Source organism: Segeticoccus rhizosphaerae (assembly GCF_009192725.1).
In the GTDB taxonomy this organism is placed as follows: domain Bacteria; phylum Actinomycetota; class Actinomycetes; order Actinomycetales; family Dermatophilaceae; genus Segeticoccus; species Segeticoccus rhizosphaerae.
In genome coordinates, this window is record NZ_VOHR01000065.1 from 1 (window position 1) to 15,381 (window position 15,381).

At 68.1% G+C, this 15,381-nt stretch carries 16 protein-coding genes; 6 read left to right on the top strand and 10 right to left on the bottom strand.

The genetic code is table 11. The features are described 5' to 3' along the window. On the bottom strand, nucleotides 1-339 hold a 339-nt coding region (locus FRW57_RS07705), incomplete at its 3' end, for a homocysteine S-methyltransferase family protein (protein ID WP_203230250.1). Between the two features lie 97 nt (nucleotides 340-436). On the opposite strand from FRW57_RS07705, the gene FRW57_RS07710 reads away from it, so the two are divergent. The 3 genes from FRW57_RS07710 to FRW57_RS07720 all read left to right on the top strand — a co-directional run bounded on the left by FRW57_RS07710 (nucleotide 437) and on the right by FRW57_RS07720 (nucleotide 3,279). Next, nucleotides 437-1,468: an MFS transporter gene (locus FRW57_RS07710; RefSeq protein ID WP_238999369.1), complete on the top strand. Its 1,032-nt coding sequence runs from the start codon at nucleotides 437-439 to the stop codon at nucleotides 1,466-1,468. A 69-nt stretch (nucleotides 1,469-1,537) separates the two neighbouring features. After that, the gene (locus FRW57_RS07715) at nucleotides 1,538-2,467 is read left to right on the top strand and encodes an ABC transporter ATP-binding protein (protein WP_137121639.1); all 930 of its coding nucleotides are present in this window, start codon (nucleotides 1,538-1,540) and stop codon (nucleotides 2,465-2,467) included. Beyond that, complete coding sequence (locus FRW57_RS07720; RefSeq protein WP_202911534.1) at nucleotides 2,464-3,279, top strand: ABC transporter permease; 816 nt, start codon at nucleotides 2,464-2,466, stop codon at nucleotides 3,277-3,279. The genes FRW57_RS07715 and FRW57_RS07720 overlap by 4 nt, the downstream gene beginning before the upstream one ends. Here FRW57_RS07720 and FRW57_RS07725 read toward each other — a convergent pair. Further along, complete coding sequence (locus FRW57_RS07725; protein WP_137121640.1) at nucleotides 3,272-4,504, bottom strand: MFS transporter; 1,233 nt, start codon at nucleotides 4,502-4,504, stop codon at nucleotides 3,272-3,274. The two genes, FRW57_RS07720 and FRW57_RS07725, sit on opposite strands and share 8 nt — an antisense overlap. A 119-nt stretch (nucleotides 4,505-4,623) precedes the next feature. Between FRW57_RS07725 and FRW57_RS07730 the strand changes: the two genes are divergently transcribed. Then, entirely contained in the window at nucleotides 4,624-4,866 is a 243-nt protein-coding gene (locus FRW57_RS07730) for a helix-turn-helix domain-containing protein (protein ID WP_137121641.1), read from the top strand. After that, nucleotides 4,866-5,423 carry a Clp protease N-terminal domain-containing protein gene (locus tag FRW57_RS07735; protein ID WP_137121642.1) on the top strand — a complete coding sequence of 186 codons (558 nt, stop codon included), beginning with the start codon at nucleotides 4,866-4,868 and terminating at the stop codon, nucleotides 5,421-5,423. Before FRW57_RS07730 ends, FRW57_RS07735 begins: the two co-directional genes overlap by 1 nt. A 96-nt stretch (nucleotides 5,424-5,519) precedes the next feature. Here the strand turns inward: FRW57_RS07735 and araA are convergent, their stop codons facing one another. The 6 genes from araA to FRW57_RS07765 all read right to left on the bottom strand — a co-directional run bounded on the left by araA (nucleotide 5,520) and on the right by FRW57_RS07765 (nucleotide 12,547). Further along, nucleotides 5,520-7,028: an L-arabinose isomerase gene (gene araA, locus FRW57_RS07740; protein ID WP_152185729.1), complete on the bottom strand. Its 1,509-nt coding sequence runs from the start codon at nucleotides 7,026-7,028 to the stop codon at nucleotides 5,520-5,522. Nucleotides 7,029-7,030: 2 nt separating this feature from the next. After that, on the bottom strand, nucleotides 7,031-7,780 hold the full coding sequence (locus tag FRW57_RS07745) for an L-ribulose-5-phosphate 4-epimerase (protein WP_137121643.1): 750 nt from the start codon (nucleotides 7,778-7,780) through the stop codon (nucleotides 7,031-7,033). Beyond that, nucleotides 7,770-9,416 carry a xylulokinase gene (locus tag FRW57_RS07750; RefSeq protein ID WP_137121644.1) on the bottom strand — a complete coding sequence of 549 codons (1,647 nt, stop codon included), beginning with the start codon at nucleotides 9,414-9,416 and terminating at the stop codon, nucleotides 7,770-7,772. Before FRW57_RS07750 ends, FRW57_RS07745 begins: the two co-directional genes overlap by 11 nt. Nucleotides 9,417-9,517: 101 nt before the next feature. Next, complete coding sequence (locus tag FRW57_RS07755) at nucleotides 9,518-10,324, bottom strand: ATP-binding cassette domain-containing protein (RefSeq protein WP_137121645.1); 807 nt, start codon at nucleotides 10,322-10,324, stop codon at nucleotides 9,518-9,520. A 58-nt stretch (nucleotides 10,325-10,382) separates the two neighbouring features. Next, nucleotides 10,383-11,399 carry an ABC transporter permease gene (locus tag FRW57_RS07760; protein WP_137121646.1) on the bottom strand — a complete coding sequence of 339 codons (1,017 nt, stop codon included), beginning with the start codon at nucleotides 11,397-11,399 and terminating at the stop codon, nucleotides 10,383-10,385. Nucleotides 11,400-11,503: 104 nt separating this feature from the next. Further along, nucleotides 11,504-12,547, bottom strand: a complete 1,044-nt coding sequence (locus FRW57_RS07765; RefSeq protein WP_202911535.1) for a substrate-binding domain-containing protein — start codon at nucleotides 12,545-12,547, stop codon at nucleotides 11,504-11,506. Nucleotides 12,548-12,913: 366 nt separating this feature from the next. Here FRW57_RS07765 and FRW57_RS07770 point away from each other — a divergent pair, with 366 nt between their 5' ends. Continuing rightward, entirely contained in the window at nucleotides 12,914-13,999 is a 1,086-nt protein-coding gene (locus FRW57_RS07770) for a LacI family DNA-binding transcriptional regulator (protein ID WP_238384681.1), read from the top strand. 211 nt (nucleotides 14,000-14,210) lie between these two features. Here FRW57_RS07770 and FRW57_RS24875 read toward each other — a convergent pair whose 3' ends face one another. Next, complete coding sequence (locus tag FRW57_RS24875; protein ID WP_338016655.1) at nucleotides 14,211-14,594, bottom strand: alpha-hydroxy acid oxidase; 384 nt, start codon at nucleotides 14,592-14,594, stop codon at nucleotides 14,211-14,213. After that, a partial coding sequence (locus FRW57_RS24880; RefSeq protein ID WP_338055359.1) for an alpha-hydroxy-acid oxidizing protein occupies nucleotides 14,479-15,381 on the bottom strand: 903 nt, incomplete at its 5' end. The genes FRW57_RS24880 and FRW57_RS24875, both read right to left, overlap by 116 nt.

Consider the following 15,381-nt stretch of genomic DNA (forward strand, 5'->3'; position numbering starts at 1 on the left):
CGAGGCGGCGACGAACAGCGGCTCCGACGCGTCGACCCGCTGTCGGGCGACGTCGGCCAGCTCGACGCCGCGCCGCAGCAGGGTCGCCACCTCGGACCGTGGCACGCCGACCGAGGCGAAACCGTCGAAGCTCGCCTGGTAGGTCGCCGTCGTCGCGACTCGGGCGCCCGCGCGGAAGAAGTCGAGGTGCGCCGCCGTGATGGCCTCGGGTGCCTCGGCCAGCAGGCCGGCCGACCACAGGTGGCCGGACAGGTCCTGGCCCGAGGCCTCCAACTGGGTCGCGAGGCCACCGTCGAGCACCACGGGGCCCGCGCAAAGGGCAGAGCGGAAGGCGGTCATGCGACCATTGTCGTCGCGCCGCCACCACCATCTCCGGAGACCCCATCCAGTGAGCACGCCCCTGCCGGCCCCCGCCCGCCCCTCCAGGCGCCGGCGGGTGGAGCGGAGCGACCGCACCCACGTCAACCTCGCCCTGTTCGCGCTGGCGATCGGTGGATTCGCCATCGGCAACGTGAGCTCCGCGCTGGCCTCCAGCTATCCGCTGCTGATGATCGCCCGATTCGTCTCCGGGCTCCCGCACGGTGCCTTCTTGGGGGTGGCCGCTCTGCTTGCCGCGTCCCTCGTGCCGCTGCGCCGCCGCACGTGGGCGGTGTCCATGGTGCTGGCGGGGCTGACCACCGCCAATGTCGTGGGCGTGCCGGTGACCACCTGGGTCGGGCAGCGCCTCGGGTGGCAGTACCCGTATGCCCTGGTCGGGGTGATCGCGCTCGTCACCCTGGTGGCCACCCGGCGATGGGTGCCGCCCCAGCCGCACGAAGGACAGGCCTCGATGCGGGCCGAGCTGGGAGCGCTGAAGCGGCTACAGGTCTGGCTGGCGCTCCTCATCGGCACGGTCGGATTCGGCGGGATGTTCGCCACCTACTCCTACATCGCGCCCACGATGACCACGCTGGGCGGTTTCCCCGACGGGGCGATCCCGGTGGTCCTCGCGATCTACGGGGTCGGGATGACGGCGGGCGCCATGCTGGCCGGGCGGGTTGCCCAGCGCGGGGTCATGCGCGGAATCGTCCTGTCCCTCGTCGCGGTCGCCATGGTGCTGGGGGCCTTCGGGTTCGCGGTGCGGCAACCCGTGACGGCGGTGCTGGTCGTCTTCCTGCTCGGACTCGTCCCCTCGATCCTGGTGCCGATGCTGCAGACCCGGCTGATGGACGTGGCCCGGGAGGGCCAGTCACTCGCGGCGGCCCTCAACCACTCGACCCTCAACATCGCCAACGCCCTCGGCGCGTGGTTGGGCAGCCTCGTGCTGTCGGCCGGCTACGGTTACGAGTGGCCCAGCCGGATCGGCGTGGTGCTGGCGCTGGCGGGACTCGTCGTCGCCGGCGTCTCGGTCCTGGTGGATCGGAGGCGGGGCCCGGTCGGCGGGCCGCGGGCTCAGGGTGACCCTGAGCGCCTCTCAGGGGCACCCTGACCTTGCGGACCTCGAATCAGGTGCGTCCCCCATAGCGGGAATCCCCTTGCTGCCAGAAGACTCTCAGGCATGATCACAGTTGAACGACTCAGCAAGACTTACGGCAGCTTCCGTGCCGTCGACGACGTCTCCTTCGCCTGCCGGCCGGGCTCGGTGACCGGGTTCCTCGGGCCCAACGGCGCGGGCAAGACCACGACCATGCGCATCATCGCCGGACTGACGCCGGCCACCAGCGGCACGGCGACCATCGGGGGTCACCACTACCACGACGTCCCCAACCCGGGCACCCAGATCGGGATCCTTCTTGACGCGTCTGCACAGCACGCGGGACGGACCGGTCGCGAGGTGTTGACCCTCGGGGCCCTGGCGATGGGGCTGCCGTCGCGTCGGGTCGACGAGATGCTCGAACGCGTCAGCCTGGCCCCCGACGAGTCGCGGCGGCGGATCCGCAACTACTCGCTGGGAATGCGTCAGCGGCTCGGCATCGCTCACGCCCTGCTCGGTGACCCGAGGATCCTGATCCTCGATGAGCCGGCGAACGGTCTCGACCCGGCCGGGATCCACTGGATGCGTGGACTGCTGCGGGACTACGCCGACCAGGGCGGCACGGTCCTGCTGTCCTCGCACCTGCTGCACGAGGTCGAGGTCATCGCCGACGAGCTGCTGGTGATCGGCCAGGGGCGGATCGTGGCGCGTGGCACCAAGGCGGAGCTGTTGCGAAACGCCGGGACGTTCGTCAAGGCACTGGACCAGGGAGCACTACAGCGAGCGCTGCGAGAGGCAGGGATCGAGGCAGTGACGTCGGGGGACGCCGGCCTGCGGACCGAGGCCTCACCCGCCGACGTCGGGCGGGCGGCCGCGGCTGCGGGCGTCGCGCTCGAAGAGCTCCGCGCTGCTGACGGCGCCGGGCTGGAAGAGATGTTCCTGCAGCTCACCGCCGACACCCAGCGCGAAGAGCGCGCAGCGGCCGAGCCCGTCCTCGAAGGAGTCCCGGCATGAGTTACCCCGGTATGAATGCACTCACGATCGCGCCACCCGCCCCGCCCGTCCCGGTGGACACCGCGGCACCTCCGGTGCCGATGACGCGTCTGGTCAGGGTCGAGCTGCGCAAACTGGTCGACACTCGTGCCGGCTTCTGGCTCGTCGTGTCGATGGGCCTCATCGCGGCGGTCATCACGGGTGCCATGCTGGTGTTCGCCGACGCCGAGGACCTCTCCTACGCCACCTTCTTCGGCATGATGAACATCCCGACCGGCGTCCTCCTGCCGGTCCTGGCGATTCTCCTCGTGACCAGCGAGTGGAGCCAGCGCACTGGCCTGGTCACCTTCACGCTGGAGCCGCGGCGCTCACGCGTGATCACCGCAAAGCTGCTCACCAGCCTTGTCGCCGCTGCCGGCGCGATCCTGGTGTCCTTTGTGCTCGGGGCCGTCGGCACCGTCCTGGCTGGCCTGTTGCGCGACGGCGGTGGTTCGTGGAACCTGTCGGCCACGGAGGTCGGCTACGCCTCGATGGGGCAGCTGATCGCCCTGCTCCAGGGATTCGGGTTCGGCATGCTCATCATGAGCTCGGCCGCGGCGATCGTGCTGATCTTCGCCCTGCCCAGCGCCTGGGCCATCGTCGGATCCGTTGTGCCGTGGCTGCACGATCACGTCCAGCCCTGGGCCGACCTGCAGTTCGCTCTCGGTCCCTACCAGGGCGGAGGCGGCGTCGACGGCTCGAGCTGGGCACACCTCGGGTCGGCGGTCGCGATCTGGGTGGTGTTGCCGCTCGCCGGCGGGCTCTGGCGGCTGCTGCGCTCCGAGATCAAGTAACGCGCTGCGGCCGACCGGCTGCCGGGTCGTGCAGGCCCCTGGTCAGCAGGAGTGCGACCAGGGGCAGCACGACCAGCACGGCGAGCGAGACCCGAAGGCTGGTCTGGTCGGCGAGCCAGCCGAGCAGCGGGCTGAACAGGCCACCGACGCTCACAGCCAGGCCGACGGTCACGCCGCTGGCCGTGCCGATCCGGTTCGGCAGGTAGTCCTGGCCCAGCACCACGAAGACGCCGAATGGCAGGTAGAGCGCGATCCCGGTGATCACGACGAACACGAAGGCCACTTCGAGGCCGGGCGACAGGACCAGCCCCGCGACGCCCGGCACGGTCAGCGCGAATCCAGTGCGGACGGAGGCGAGCCGGCTGTAGCGGTCGGCCATCCAGCCGCCGAGTAGCGTTCCCATCGCTCCGGCCACCAGGAAGGTCGTCAGGGCTGCTCCGCCGACCGCGGTGGACGCCCCGAGGCGATGGATGAAGTAGAGCGCGATGAACGACGAGATGCCGAAGAACAGCACCGAGCGCACGACCACCACGGCAGTGAGTCGCCCGAAGGCAGACCAGTTGTCCACTCCGGTCGGCATGCTCCTGTTCCTCGGTCGGCCGGGTCGGCCGTCCAGGACGTGGGAAAGGCGGACCACGAGTAGGACGGCCATGAGCACTGCCGGCACGACCAGCAGCACCGTGCCCCGCAGGCCGGCGACGATGAGGATCGGTGTGGTCAGCAGCGATCCGAGCGCAAATCCGGCATTGCCGCCCAGGGCGAAGACACTCATGGCCCTGGTGCTGTTACCAGAGGCCTGTCGAGCGGCCCGCGCCGCGCTGGGGTGGAAGGCGGCGATCCCCAGCCCGGACACTGCAATCACCAGCCAGGTCAACGCATAGCTGGAGGTCAGCCCGGACAGGGCGATTCCCACAGCGGCGGTGAGCATGCCCAGGGGAATCAGCCACCGCCGAGGCTTGCGGTCGGTCCACCAGCCGAACGCCGGCTGAGCCACCGACGAGAGCACCGTCGCGGCGAGCGTCAGGCCGGAGACGGCGGCATACGTGTAGTGCCGTTCCGCGACCAGGAACGGCAAGATGGCGGGGACGGCGCCCTGGTAGATGTCGTCGACCACGTGAGCCGCGCTGATGAGGGCGACACCGCGCCGGTTGACGGACGGGGGAGCGGCCAGCCCGCCGCAGTCGCCGGTTGACCCGGAACGGTCCGAGTCGTCGGCACGCTTCATCGCTGCTCCTTCGCGGTCATCCACCAGCCACAATGTATGCCGTGGGTCGAGTAGTGCCGCGACGACGCCTCTCGTCAACATGGGTTGACAGACTCGCCGCGTCAACGTAGGTTGACGTCATGTCGAACGCGACGAAGTTGGCCAGTGCGGCGGCCGACCGCGACCCGGCGACGGGCCTGCGGGCCGTCGCCGCGTTGCGTCGGTTGCTCGAGCAGCTGGAGGCGACCCAGGTGGCCAGCGCCCGCGCGAGTGGGTGGTCCTGGCAGGAGATCGCCGAGGTCCTCGGAGTCAGCCGGCAGGCAGTCCACAAGAAGCATGCCCGGCGAGGCCGGCTCGTCGGGCGCACAGGTCGGGAGGCGTGATGTTCGAACGGTTCACCAAACGCGCACGCACCGTCGTCGAGCGTGGCCAGCGGGTTGCTCGCGACGCGGGAGCGAGCGAGGTCCGATCAGACCACCTGCTGCTGGGGGTGCTCGAAGACGAGGAATCGCTCGCCGTGCGCGTCCTCGGCGACCTCGGGGTCGGGTCGGAGCAGGTACGCGCGGCGGTGGTGAGGTTGCAGGACCACCGTCGCCGCGGAGGACTGGACGAAGGGGACGCAGAAGCGCTCCAGGCCATCGGGATCGACCTCGACGAGGTCCGCAAGAGCGTCGAGGACAACCTCGGCGCCGAGTGCGCAGACCCGTCACAGTCGGGAAAGAGCCGCCACCTCCGCTTTGCCAAGGACGCCAAGAAGGTCCTCGAGCTGGCCCTGCGCGAGGCCATCGCCCTGAAGCACAACTACATCGGCACGGAGCACATCCTGTTGGGCCTGTTGCGGATCGACCAGGGAGTGGTGGGCGCCGTGTTCGCCGAGCTGGGACTCAGCCATCGGGCGGTCAAAACAGCGGTCCTGGAGGCGCTCCGCCGCGCGGGCTGACACCGCACGGCGACGTCTTCGCGAGGGTGCCCGGCTGACTGAATGGCACAGCGTTCGCGACGACGAGTCCGGCCAGCGAAGGAGCGACGAGCGGCACTAGATCCCGTTGGCCATTCGGTGGTAGGCGGCGTTCCACCGCAGCTCCCGTTCGATCTCGCGCACAGTGGTGCCACGGTCGATCACGACGAGCTCGGCAGCCACCATCCTGGCCAGATCCTCGAAGGCCTGACGGGTGAGCGCGGTCGTCATGACCGTGTGGTGTGCCCCACCTGCGAGCAACCACGCGGTCGCTGACGTCGAGAGGTCCGGCTGCGGGGCCCAGATGGCGTGACCGACGGGCAGCCGCGGAAGCTTCTGGGGCGACGGGACCACCTCCACGATGTTCGCGACAAGCCTCAGCCGGTCACCCACGTCAATCATGGCGACGACGAGTCCGGGGCCGGAGTCGGCCTCGAACACGAGGCGGACCGGATCCTCCCGGGCGCCGATGGCCAACGGATGGAGCTCGACCCGCGGCCGCGATGTGGTGAGGCTGGGGCAGACCTCCAGCATGTGTGCGCCAAGGATCAACTCGGCCCCGGGTGTGAGGTCATAGGTGTAGTCCTCCATGAGAGAGGCTCCGCCAGGCAGGCCATATCCCATGACCTTGGCGGCGCGCACCAGGAGCGCTGTCTTCCAGTCGCCTTCGGCCCCGAACCCGTAACCATCGGCCATCAGTCGCTGCACCGCGAGCCCGGGCAGCTGACGCAGTGCCCCGAGATCCTCGAAATTCGTGGTGAACGCCCTGAACCGGCCCTCTCCCAGAAACGACCGCAGCCCGAGCTCGATCCTGGCGCCGTACCGAAGGGACTCGTGTCGGGCACCACCGGCGCGCAGCTCGGGCGCGACGTCATACAGCTCCCGGTACTCCTCCACGAGGTCGCTGACCGCGTCATCCGACGCTTCGTGAACGTGCTCGACAAGGTCGTTGACCGCCCACGTGTTCACCGAGACACCGAACACTGCCTCTGCCTCGGTCTTGTCCCCGTCAGTGACGGCGACATTGCGCATGTTGTCCCCGAAGCGGGCGAGCCGCAATGAACGCAGCTCCGCCAGAGCCACAGCGGACCGGGCCCACGTGCCGACCTCCGCCCGCACTCGCGAGTCGGAAACGTGGCCGACGACGACCTTCCGCCTGATCGACATACGGCTCAGGATGTAGCCGAACTCCCGGTCGCCGTGTGCAGCCTGGTTGAGGTTCATGAAATCCATGTCGATGGTCGACCACGGCAGCTCGACGTTGACCTGGGTATGCAGCTGCAGGAGCGGCGTGGACAGGATGCTCAACCCGCGGATCCACATCTTCGCCGGGCTGAAGGTGTGCATCCACGCAACCAGGCCTATGCAGCGGTCATCCGAGGCGGCCTCGAGCATCAGCCGCCGGATCTCCTCCGATTCCTTCAGCACCGGCTTCCAGACGACCTGAACAGGCACGTCAGGGGCCGTGTCGAGCAGCGCGGCCACCTCCTGCGACTGCCGAGTCACCTGGGCGAGCACGCCCTCGCCGTAGAGGTTCTGGCTTCCGGTGAGAAACCAGATCTCGCGACCCTCAAAGGGGTTCTCCATCGTCACGCTGGCCCCTGCCTTTCTTGGCTCATGCTCGACTCCGCTGACGCCGACTCGCTTTGCCCGTAGGCGTTCTGATATCGGTCGTACAGGGAGTCGATCGCCTCCGCTGCTATCGGCACGGGCGCGCCGAGCTGGCGCGAGATGTGGATCGTCCGCGCCACCTCCTCGAGCATCACCGCCGCCTTCACCGCCGACTGCGCGTCACCGCCGATCGTGAAGGGGCCGTGGTTGCGCATCAGGACGGCTGGGGAGCGCGACTCGCGCAGCGTCGCAACGATGCCGCGGCCGATCGAGTCATCTCCGATGACGGCAAACGGCCCGACGGGGATCGGGCCGCCGAACTCGTCCGCCATCATCGTCAGGACGCACGGGATCTCCTCGCCGCGCGCCGCCCACGCCGTGGCGTAGGTCGAGTGAGTGTGTGCAACTCCGCCGACGTGTGGCAGGTGCCGATACACGTAGGCATGCGCGGCGGTGTCCGAGGACGGCACCCGCTCTCCCTCGACGAGGTTGCCGTCCAGGTCGCACACGACCATGGCCTCGGGTGTCAGCTCGTCATAGGTCACTCCCGAGGGCTTGATCACGAGCAGGTCGCCGGTGCCCGGGCCGGCCTGCGGATCGACCAGGATCCGCTGGGACACATTGCCGGCGGTCCACACGACCAGGCCCCAGCGTGGGAGTTCGGCGTGCAGCAACGCCAGGTTTCCTCGAGCGGACTGCACCGCGGCTGCCACCGTGTCAGAGAACATCGACTGCCACCCGTTGCAGCTCAAGTCCTGCCGTGTAGCGCTCGAGGAACGCGTCAAAGCCGCGCACGTCGCGGGAATCGGGGTCTGTCACTTCGAGCTCTTCGTCCACGAACACCTCGGAGGAGAGAAAGTGCTCGAGATCCGACTCCGACGACTTCAGAAAGGCGGCCAAGAGGGCGATGCCCCACGCGCCCCCGTCCGGTGCCGAGCGGCCCACGGAGACAGGCGTGTCGGCGGCCGCCGCGAGGAGCCCCTGCACGAGCCCCTTTGTCCGAAACAGGCCGCCGTGGGCGAAGAGCACGTCGAGGCGAACTCCCGACTCCGCAAGCACCCGCATACCGATCATCAGGGTCCCGAAGACCCCGAAGACCATGGCGCGGGCGAAATTGGCGAGACTCAGGTGGCTGTCGGGAGTGCGCACCACCAGTGGCCGGCCCCCGGCAAGGTCACCGGCGATCGGCTCGCCTGCCAGATGGTTGTACGCGAGGATGCCGCCACAGTCCGGCTCGCCTGCCAGAGCCCCCCGCAGCAGCACCTCGAAGACTGCGTCAGCATCGGCATCGCATCCGAGGGCCGTTGCGAACTGCTCGAAGACGGACGCCCACGCCTGGAGCTCGCTTGCCCCGTTGTTGCAGTGAACCATGGCGACGGGAGTCCCGGTGGGGGTCGCGACGACGTCGATCGCATGGTGCACCTGCTGGAGTGGCTTGTCCAGGACCACCATCGCGAACACGCTGGTCCCCACGCTGACGTTGCCGGTGCGTGGCGAGATCGAGTGCGTCGCCACCATTCCCGTGCCGGCATCTCCCTCGGGTGGACACAGCGGGATGCCGGGCTGAAGTGTGCCGCTTGGGTCGAGGAGGGCCGCGCCGCCGGGCGTGAGGCGACCGGCCTCCTGGCCCGCGAGGAGCACGGACGGGAGAACGGCCGCGAGCTCACCTTCGTAGCCGTGCTCGGCCAGGAGCTCGTTCGCGGACGCCAGCATGTGCGCGTCGTAGGTGCCGGTCGCCGGATCGATCGGGAACATGCCGGCGGCGTCGCCCACCCCGAGTACCTTGAGCCCGGTCAGGCGCCAGTGCACGTATCCGGCCAGTGTCGTCAGGTGATCGATCTGCCGCACGTGCGGCTCGTCGTCGAGGACTGCCTGGTAGAGGTGGGCGACCGACCAGCGAAGCGGGATGTTCTGCCCGAGCCGATGACTCAGCTCGGCAGCTGCGCGCCCTGTCGACGTGTTGCGCCACGTTCGAAACGGGACGAGAGGCAGGTTGTCGGCGTCGAGCGCGAGATAGCCGTGCATCATCGCCGACACACCGAGCGCTCGGAAGGTGGCCGGGCGCACCTGGTAGCGCTGCTCGATCTGGGTGGAGAGGTCGCTGAAGGCGGCCTGCAGGCCGGCCACGACGTCGAGGAGGTCGTAGGTCCAGGTGCCGTGGTCGAATTCGTTCGCCCAGCTATGGCTCCCGGTCGCGATCGGACGATGGTCCGGCCCGATCAGGCATGCCTTGATCCGGGTGGATCCCAGCTCGAGGCCGAGACAGGTCCTGCCCTCGGCGACCGCTCGGCGCGAATCGTCCGCGCCGGCTGAATCCGACCCGCTCGACGTGCCCAGGCGACGCCCGACCTGTTCCTGAGCCATGTCCACGTCCTTCTGATCAGGTGGCGACGATAAATCGGCCACAACCGCGGCCCTTCCCATCTCTTGCGGCGATCTCCTGGGAGACCGATGCAGACACTGGGCTAGGCGGAGTCCTCTTCGATTTGCTGGCGGTAGGAAGAGACCATGAACTCGGTGAGCTCTGCCAGGGAGGTGTCCTTTGTGCGCTTGTCGAGGGTGACCCGCCCTTGCTCGACCACGTTGACCCGGTCGCAGAGCTCAAAGATGTGGGTGTAGTTGTGATCGATCACCAGCATCGACACGCCACGGGTCCGGGCGAGGTTCTGCACCAGGTCGATGATGAGCTTCGCCTCCTTGGCCCCCATGGCGGCCAAGGGCTCGTCCAGCAGCAGGATCTTGACATCATCTCGTCTGGTGGCCCGAGCGACGGCGATCGCCTGTCGCTGACCGCCGGACAGCTTCTCCACGGGCACATCCACCGAGGGGATGTCGACCTGGATGTTGTGCAGGTATCGCCGCGCGTCGGCTCGCATCCGCCGGTTGTTCAGGAACCGCAGTCGACCACCGGTCGTCGTCTCGCGGTTCAGGAAGAGATTGTGGTAAACGGATAGTTGGTCGACGAGTGCCAGGTCCTGGAAGACGGTTTCGATGCCATGGCGTCGAGCGTCCTGCACAGACCTCAGGTGCACCGGCTCGCCACCCAGATACATCTGGCCGCTGTCCGGCGACAGATAGCCGGTGATGATCTTGACCAGGGTGGACTTGCCTGCGCCGTTGGCCCCGACCACGCCCAGCACCTCGCCGGGCTCCAGGTGCAGGTCGACGCCACGAAGCACGCTCACCGCACCGAAGCTCTTGGTGATTCCTTCCACCTGCATGACGTGCTCAGCTGAGGGTGCCGGACTCCCGGCCACTGCTTCCTGGGTCATCTCGCCCACTCCCGGCCCTTGGTCACCCGTATGGTCGTCCCGCTGCCGTTCGCCGCGCTCATTTGGCGACTCGTTCTCGTCGCCGGCGGCCGGCTCCCCCGGTCCGCAACCGCATCAACGTTCGGGCCAGTGATCCGTAGACTCCAGCTCCCTGCCCGGATCTCGCCAGTTCCAGCTGGACGTTGAGGATCATGGCACCGAGGATCGCCAAGCCCAGCACGAGCTGGTAGGCGAAGGCGTTGATGCCGATGATGTTGAAGCCGTCTTGGAGGACTCCGAGCACAATGGCTCCGATGCCCGCGCCGATCATGGTGCCGCGCCCGCCCGTCAGCGCCGTGCCGCCGATGACCGCGGCGGCCACCCCGTAGAACATCAGGATCAGCCCGTCGGTGCCAGGATTGAGGCTGCCGATGCGGTAGCCGTCGAGGAATCCGACGAATCCGCCCAGCACTGAACAGAGCACGAAGCACCAGATCTTCACGACACCCACCTTGACGCCTGCCTCAGCCGAGGCAGTCTGGTTGCCGCCGACGGCAGTGATGTGCAGACCGAAGGTCGTGCGCCGAAAGAGGGTGTGGCCCACGACGGCAATGGCGAGCGCCCAGATGATCGACGAGTAGGACCAGCCGCCAAGAACGTTGGCGATGGTGCCGGTACCGGCCGGATTGACCTGGATCCCGTTGGAGGACAACAGCACGATGCCCTTCAGAGCGAACACCGTGCCCAACGTCGTGATGAATGATGGAACGCCGAGACGCACCGTGATCAAACCGTTGACGCATCCGATGACTGCGCAGATGATCAGCGTCACGATGATGGCGGCGATCACGCCGAGCCCGGCATCGTTCAGGTAGACCACCAGGAAGGGGGAGAGGACGTACACCTCACCGACCGAGAGGTCGATCTCGCCCAGGGTGAGCACGAATACCTCGGCGATGCCGAAGATCATGATGGGTGCGACGTACGTGGACAGGGTGGACGCGTTCGAGACACTGGCGAACGCCGAGGAATAGACACTGAAGAAGATCGCGAGAGCCACGCCGATCAGCGCGATCACGACTTCTTGGCCCTGCAACAGTCGACTCGACCAGGGCCGACGTGCGACGGCACGGGCCTGCGGCGTCTGGTCGTCGGCGACAGTCGACTCTGACGAGGGTGGACTGGTCACGGTGAGCTCGCCTAGATGCTCGACGGAGCCTTGAGGACCTGCTGCTTCTTGCTGGATCCCTCGTAGCGATCCTCGCTGCTCAGGTAGGGGCCGACGTTGTCCTTGGTGACGAACTTCAGACCGGTGTTGGTCTGGACCGGCGCCACCAGTCCGCCCGACACCTGGTAGAGGAACAGCTGCAGGATGGGCAGGAAGCCCTGTAGGTAGGCCTGCTGGTCGATGGTGAAGTCGAGGCTTCCCTTCTGGACCTGTTGCAGGGTCGGTGTGCCGACGTCCCAGCCGGAGCCCTTGACGCCGGTCGACGCGAACTTCGCCACCGTCTTGGCGACGGCGATGCCGCTGCCGGCGTCCACCGCGTAGAGGAACTTGGCGTCCTGGTGCCCTTGGAACCAGGACTCGACGGCCGAGACCTCCTGGCTCTCGGCAGCGCCGGTGGCCACCTGGACGAAGTTGATCCCCGCCGGCTCCAGCACGCTCTTCGCGCCGTCCGCCCGCGGCTGGATGTTGCCTGTGCCCGGGGTGGCGATCATGCAGGCGACCGTGTCACCCTTCTTGACCTGAGCGAGGATCCGCTTGCCCGCCTCCACCCCGGCTTGGGTGAGGTCCTGGCCGATATAGGACATCACCGGGGTGTCGCTGCCAACCGGCGGGTTGGCGTTGTACGAGATGACCGGAATTCCAGCAGCCAACGCTTTTTTGGTCGGGCCGGTGAACGCGGTCTTGTCGATCACCGGCACTCCGATGCCGTCGGCGTTCGACGTGATCGCGCTGTTCATGGCGTCGACCATTTGGGAGACGATGGAGTCCGCAGATCCGGTCCAGCTGTAGTCACAGCCCAGGATGGCGCACGCGTCCTCGGCGCCGTAGCGAGTTGGAGTGAAGAACGAGTTGGTCGTGACGTGGTTGACCAGAGTGAATTTGTATTTCTTGTGCCCGGGGTACGGTCCACCGCCTGACCCGGCAGTGCTCTTGTCCCCACTGCTTCCACCGCTGCACGCATCGAGCAGCATGGTCAGTGCAGGCACGCCGATCCCCAGCACGCCGGCGTTTCGCATGACCCGTCGACGAGTTATCTCCCGCGACGCCGGCTCCGTCTGATTGTTGTTCGTTGAGCTGCTCACCATCATCTGCTCCTTTGCAGCGCCCGGACGGCGCAACGCCTCACCAGCGATGACCTTCTGTGGTCGAACTACCCGACTCAGCTCTCCTGGCAACAGGAGAGGAATGCGACCCTTATTCACTTGTGGGCAGGGCCCATCGGCGGCGAGACCGACGAAGAGTCCGCGAAGGCCACATGCCGCACATCAGCGGTGATCAATGGCCTCGAGCACAGGTCCTTGGTGCGTCCGAGGACCACGATACGACTGAATGTGACCGGTAACAAGACCCTCGTCGGATCTGCCTTCTCGCGCCACCGACTCGTGCTGATCGAGGTGCGCCCTCCCCGCGCTGACTATGGTGACTGTGTGACAACACATGCTCACTCCAGTGATACCGCGAGCATCCGTGATGTCGCCAAACTCGCGAATGTCTCGCACCAGACGGTCTCACGTGTGCTGAACGGCCACCCGAGTGTGCGCCCGGCCACCCGTCAGCGCGTGCTCGACGCCGTGGCCGAGCTCAGCTTCAGGCCGAACAGGGCGGCGCGGATGCTCGCCACCAACCGCAGCTACACGGTTGGCGTGCTCATGACCGCGAGCCACGCCTACTACGGACCCAGCAGCGTGCTGCGTGCCGTCGAGGACGCGGCTCGCGACTCCGGGTACTCCATCCTGCTGGCCAGTCCGCGCGACACCGACGTGTCCGAGTTCAGCGCGGCTGTCGACCACCTCATCCATGAAGGTGTCGAAGGAATCATCGTGGTGGCGCCTCAAGTTCGCGCCGCCGAGGCGATGACGAAGCTGCGCGAGCCGGTGCCTGTCGTGATGGTCCAGTGCGCAGACGTAGATCCGGCGCTCTCGGTCAACAACGAGGTCGGCGGGGAGTTGGCTGCGCAGCACCTGTGGGATCTCGGACACCGCCGAGTCGCTCTCGTTGCGGGCCCATCTGATTGGGCCGAATCCGGAGCGAGGACGCGAGGATTCGCGCGATTCTTGTCGTCAGTCGGCGCCGTCCCGGTTGCCGTCGCTGATGGTGACTGGTCGTCGGCGTCAGGCTACGAGGCCTTCCAACAGATCGCCGATGCCGGTTTCACCGGCGCCTTCTGCGCAAATGACCAGATGGCTCTCGGTTTCATCCACGCTGCCCATGACCACGGAGTGAACGTCCCGAATGGCCTCTCAGTGGTCGGATTCGACGACATCCCGGAGGCAGAGCACTACCTGCCTCCGCTCACCACCGTGCACCAGGACTTCGACGTCGTGGGGCGGCGTGCCGTGGATGGACTGCTGTCCGCCATGCAGGATCACGCCATCTCTCCTGCGGATGCTCTTGATCCGCTCCGCCCCGAACTCATCGTGCGCAAGTCGACCAGCTCACCAGCTCCGAACCGCCACTCCGGACGGTGACCACGCTGTGGTGACGGCCGTCGTCCGGCCGAGTGGAGAGGCGGGTGTCCAGCTCGCGGTGCACCCGTTGGTCTCCGGAGCGCTGTTCGGCGTGCCCGCTCGAGAACTCGGGTTCACCCCTCGGCCACCACCGTGGCGTCGCGGATGTCGGCGAGGGTGCGGCACCCCGACAGGCCCATCGTGAGGTCGAGTTCGGCCACCAGGTTGCGGATCACCTCGCGCACCCCGGCGAGCCCGCCACGGCCAGGCCGTAGGCCCAGGCGCGCCCGACCAGCACCGCCTCCGCGCCGACGTGCAGCGCCTTGAACACGTCGGCGCCCCCGCGGATCCCCCTGTCCAGGAGGACGGTCGCGCGACCGCCGACCGCCTGGAGCACGGCCGGCAGCGCCTGCATGCTCCCGATCGCGCCGTCGACCTGCCGCCCGCCGTGGTTGCTCACGACGATCCCGTCGACGCCGTGGTCGACAGCCCGGCGCGCGTCATCGGGGTGCAGGACTCCCTTGAGGACGATGGGCAGCCGGGTCCGCTCCCGCAGCCACGCCAGGTCGTCCCACGTGATCGTCGGGCGGGAGTAGCTCTCCAGGAAGAGCTCCACGGCCGCGCGGGGCACGGGGGAGCGCAGGTTGTCCCAGAACGACCCGGGGTGCGCACGAGTCAGGTCGATCAGGGTCCGGACCGTCGCGGCGCGCAGGAGTGGACGCTGCGGTGCCGGCCGTCCTCGCGAAGCACTGACGCGCTCGGCGACGAGCCGCCGGAAGACGGGGTCGCTGGTGTACTGCGCGATCCCCAGACCCCGGCTGAAGGGCAGCGACCCGAGGTCGAGGTCGCGGCTGCGCCAAACCCAGCAGCGTCGTGTCGAGCGTGACCACGACGGCCTCGCAGCCGCAGCGTTCGGCCCGGCCGAGGAAGCTCTCCACCAGTTCGTCGATGGTGCTCCAGTAGAGCTGGAACCATCGAGGTGCGCCACCCATCTGCGCCGCGCACTCCTCCATCGAACGTGAGGCCTGGTTGGAGAAGGCCATGGGGATCCCCTCGGCGGCCGCGGCCCGGGCGGCACCCACGTCGGCGCTGCGGTGAGCCATCTCTGCCACACCCACCGGCGCCAGCAGGAGGGGAGCCGGGATGGTGCGGCCGAACAGCCTGGTGGACAGGTCGCGCTCCGACACGTCGCGCAGGACCCGCGGCACGATCTGCAGGGCGTCGAACCCGTCGCGGTTGCTGTCCATGGTGCGCTCGCGGCCCGCGCCGCCCGCCACGTAGGCGAAGGCGCGGCGGTTCATCGCGCGCTCGGCCGCGGCCTCGAGCCGTCCCCAGTCGGTGGGCACGGCGGGGCGCGCACCGCTGACGCCGGCCCGGTAGACGGCCTCCTGGCGCCGCCGCCC

Coding starts and splice junctions, on each gene's coding strand:
- FRW57_RS07715 (WP_137121639.1), top strand. CDS start 1,538: ATGATCACAGTTGAACGACTCAGCAAGACTTACGGCAGCTTCCGTGCC.
- FRW57_RS07720 (WP_202911534.1), top strand. CDS start 2,464: ATGAGTTACCCCGGTATGAATGCACTCACGATCGCGCCACCCGCCCCG.
- FRW57_RS07725 (WP_137121640.1), bottom strand. CDS start 4,504: ATGAAGCGTGCCGACGACTCGGACCGTTCCGGGTCAACCGGCGACTGC.
- FRW57_RS07730 (WP_137121641.1), top strand. CDS start 4,624: ATGTCGAACGCGACGAAGTTGGCCAGTGCGGCGGCCGACCGCGACCCG.
- FRW57_RS07735 (WP_137121642.1), top strand. CDS start 4,866: ATGTTCGAACGGTTCACCAAACGCGCACGCACCGTCGTCGAGCGTGGC.
- araA (WP_152185729.1), bottom strand. CDS start 7,028: ATGGAGAACCCCTTTGAGGGTCGCGAGATCTGGTTTCTCACCGGAAGC.
- FRW57_RS07745 (WP_137121643.1), bottom strand. CDS start 7,780: ATGTTCTCTGACACGGTGGCAGCCGCGGTGCAGTCCGCTCGAGGAAAC.
- FRW57_RS07750 (WP_137121644.1), bottom strand. CDS start 9,416: ATGGCTCAGGAACAGGTCGGGCGTCGCCTGGGCACGTCGAGCGGGTCG.
- FRW57_RS07755 (WP_137121645.1), bottom strand. CDS start 10,324: ATGACCCAGGAAGCAGTGGCCGGGAGTCCGGCACCCTCAGCTGAGCAC.
- FRW57_RS07765 (WP_202911535.1), bottom strand. CDS start 12,547: ATGCGAAACGCCGGCGTGCTGGGGATCGGCGTGCCTGCACTGACCATG.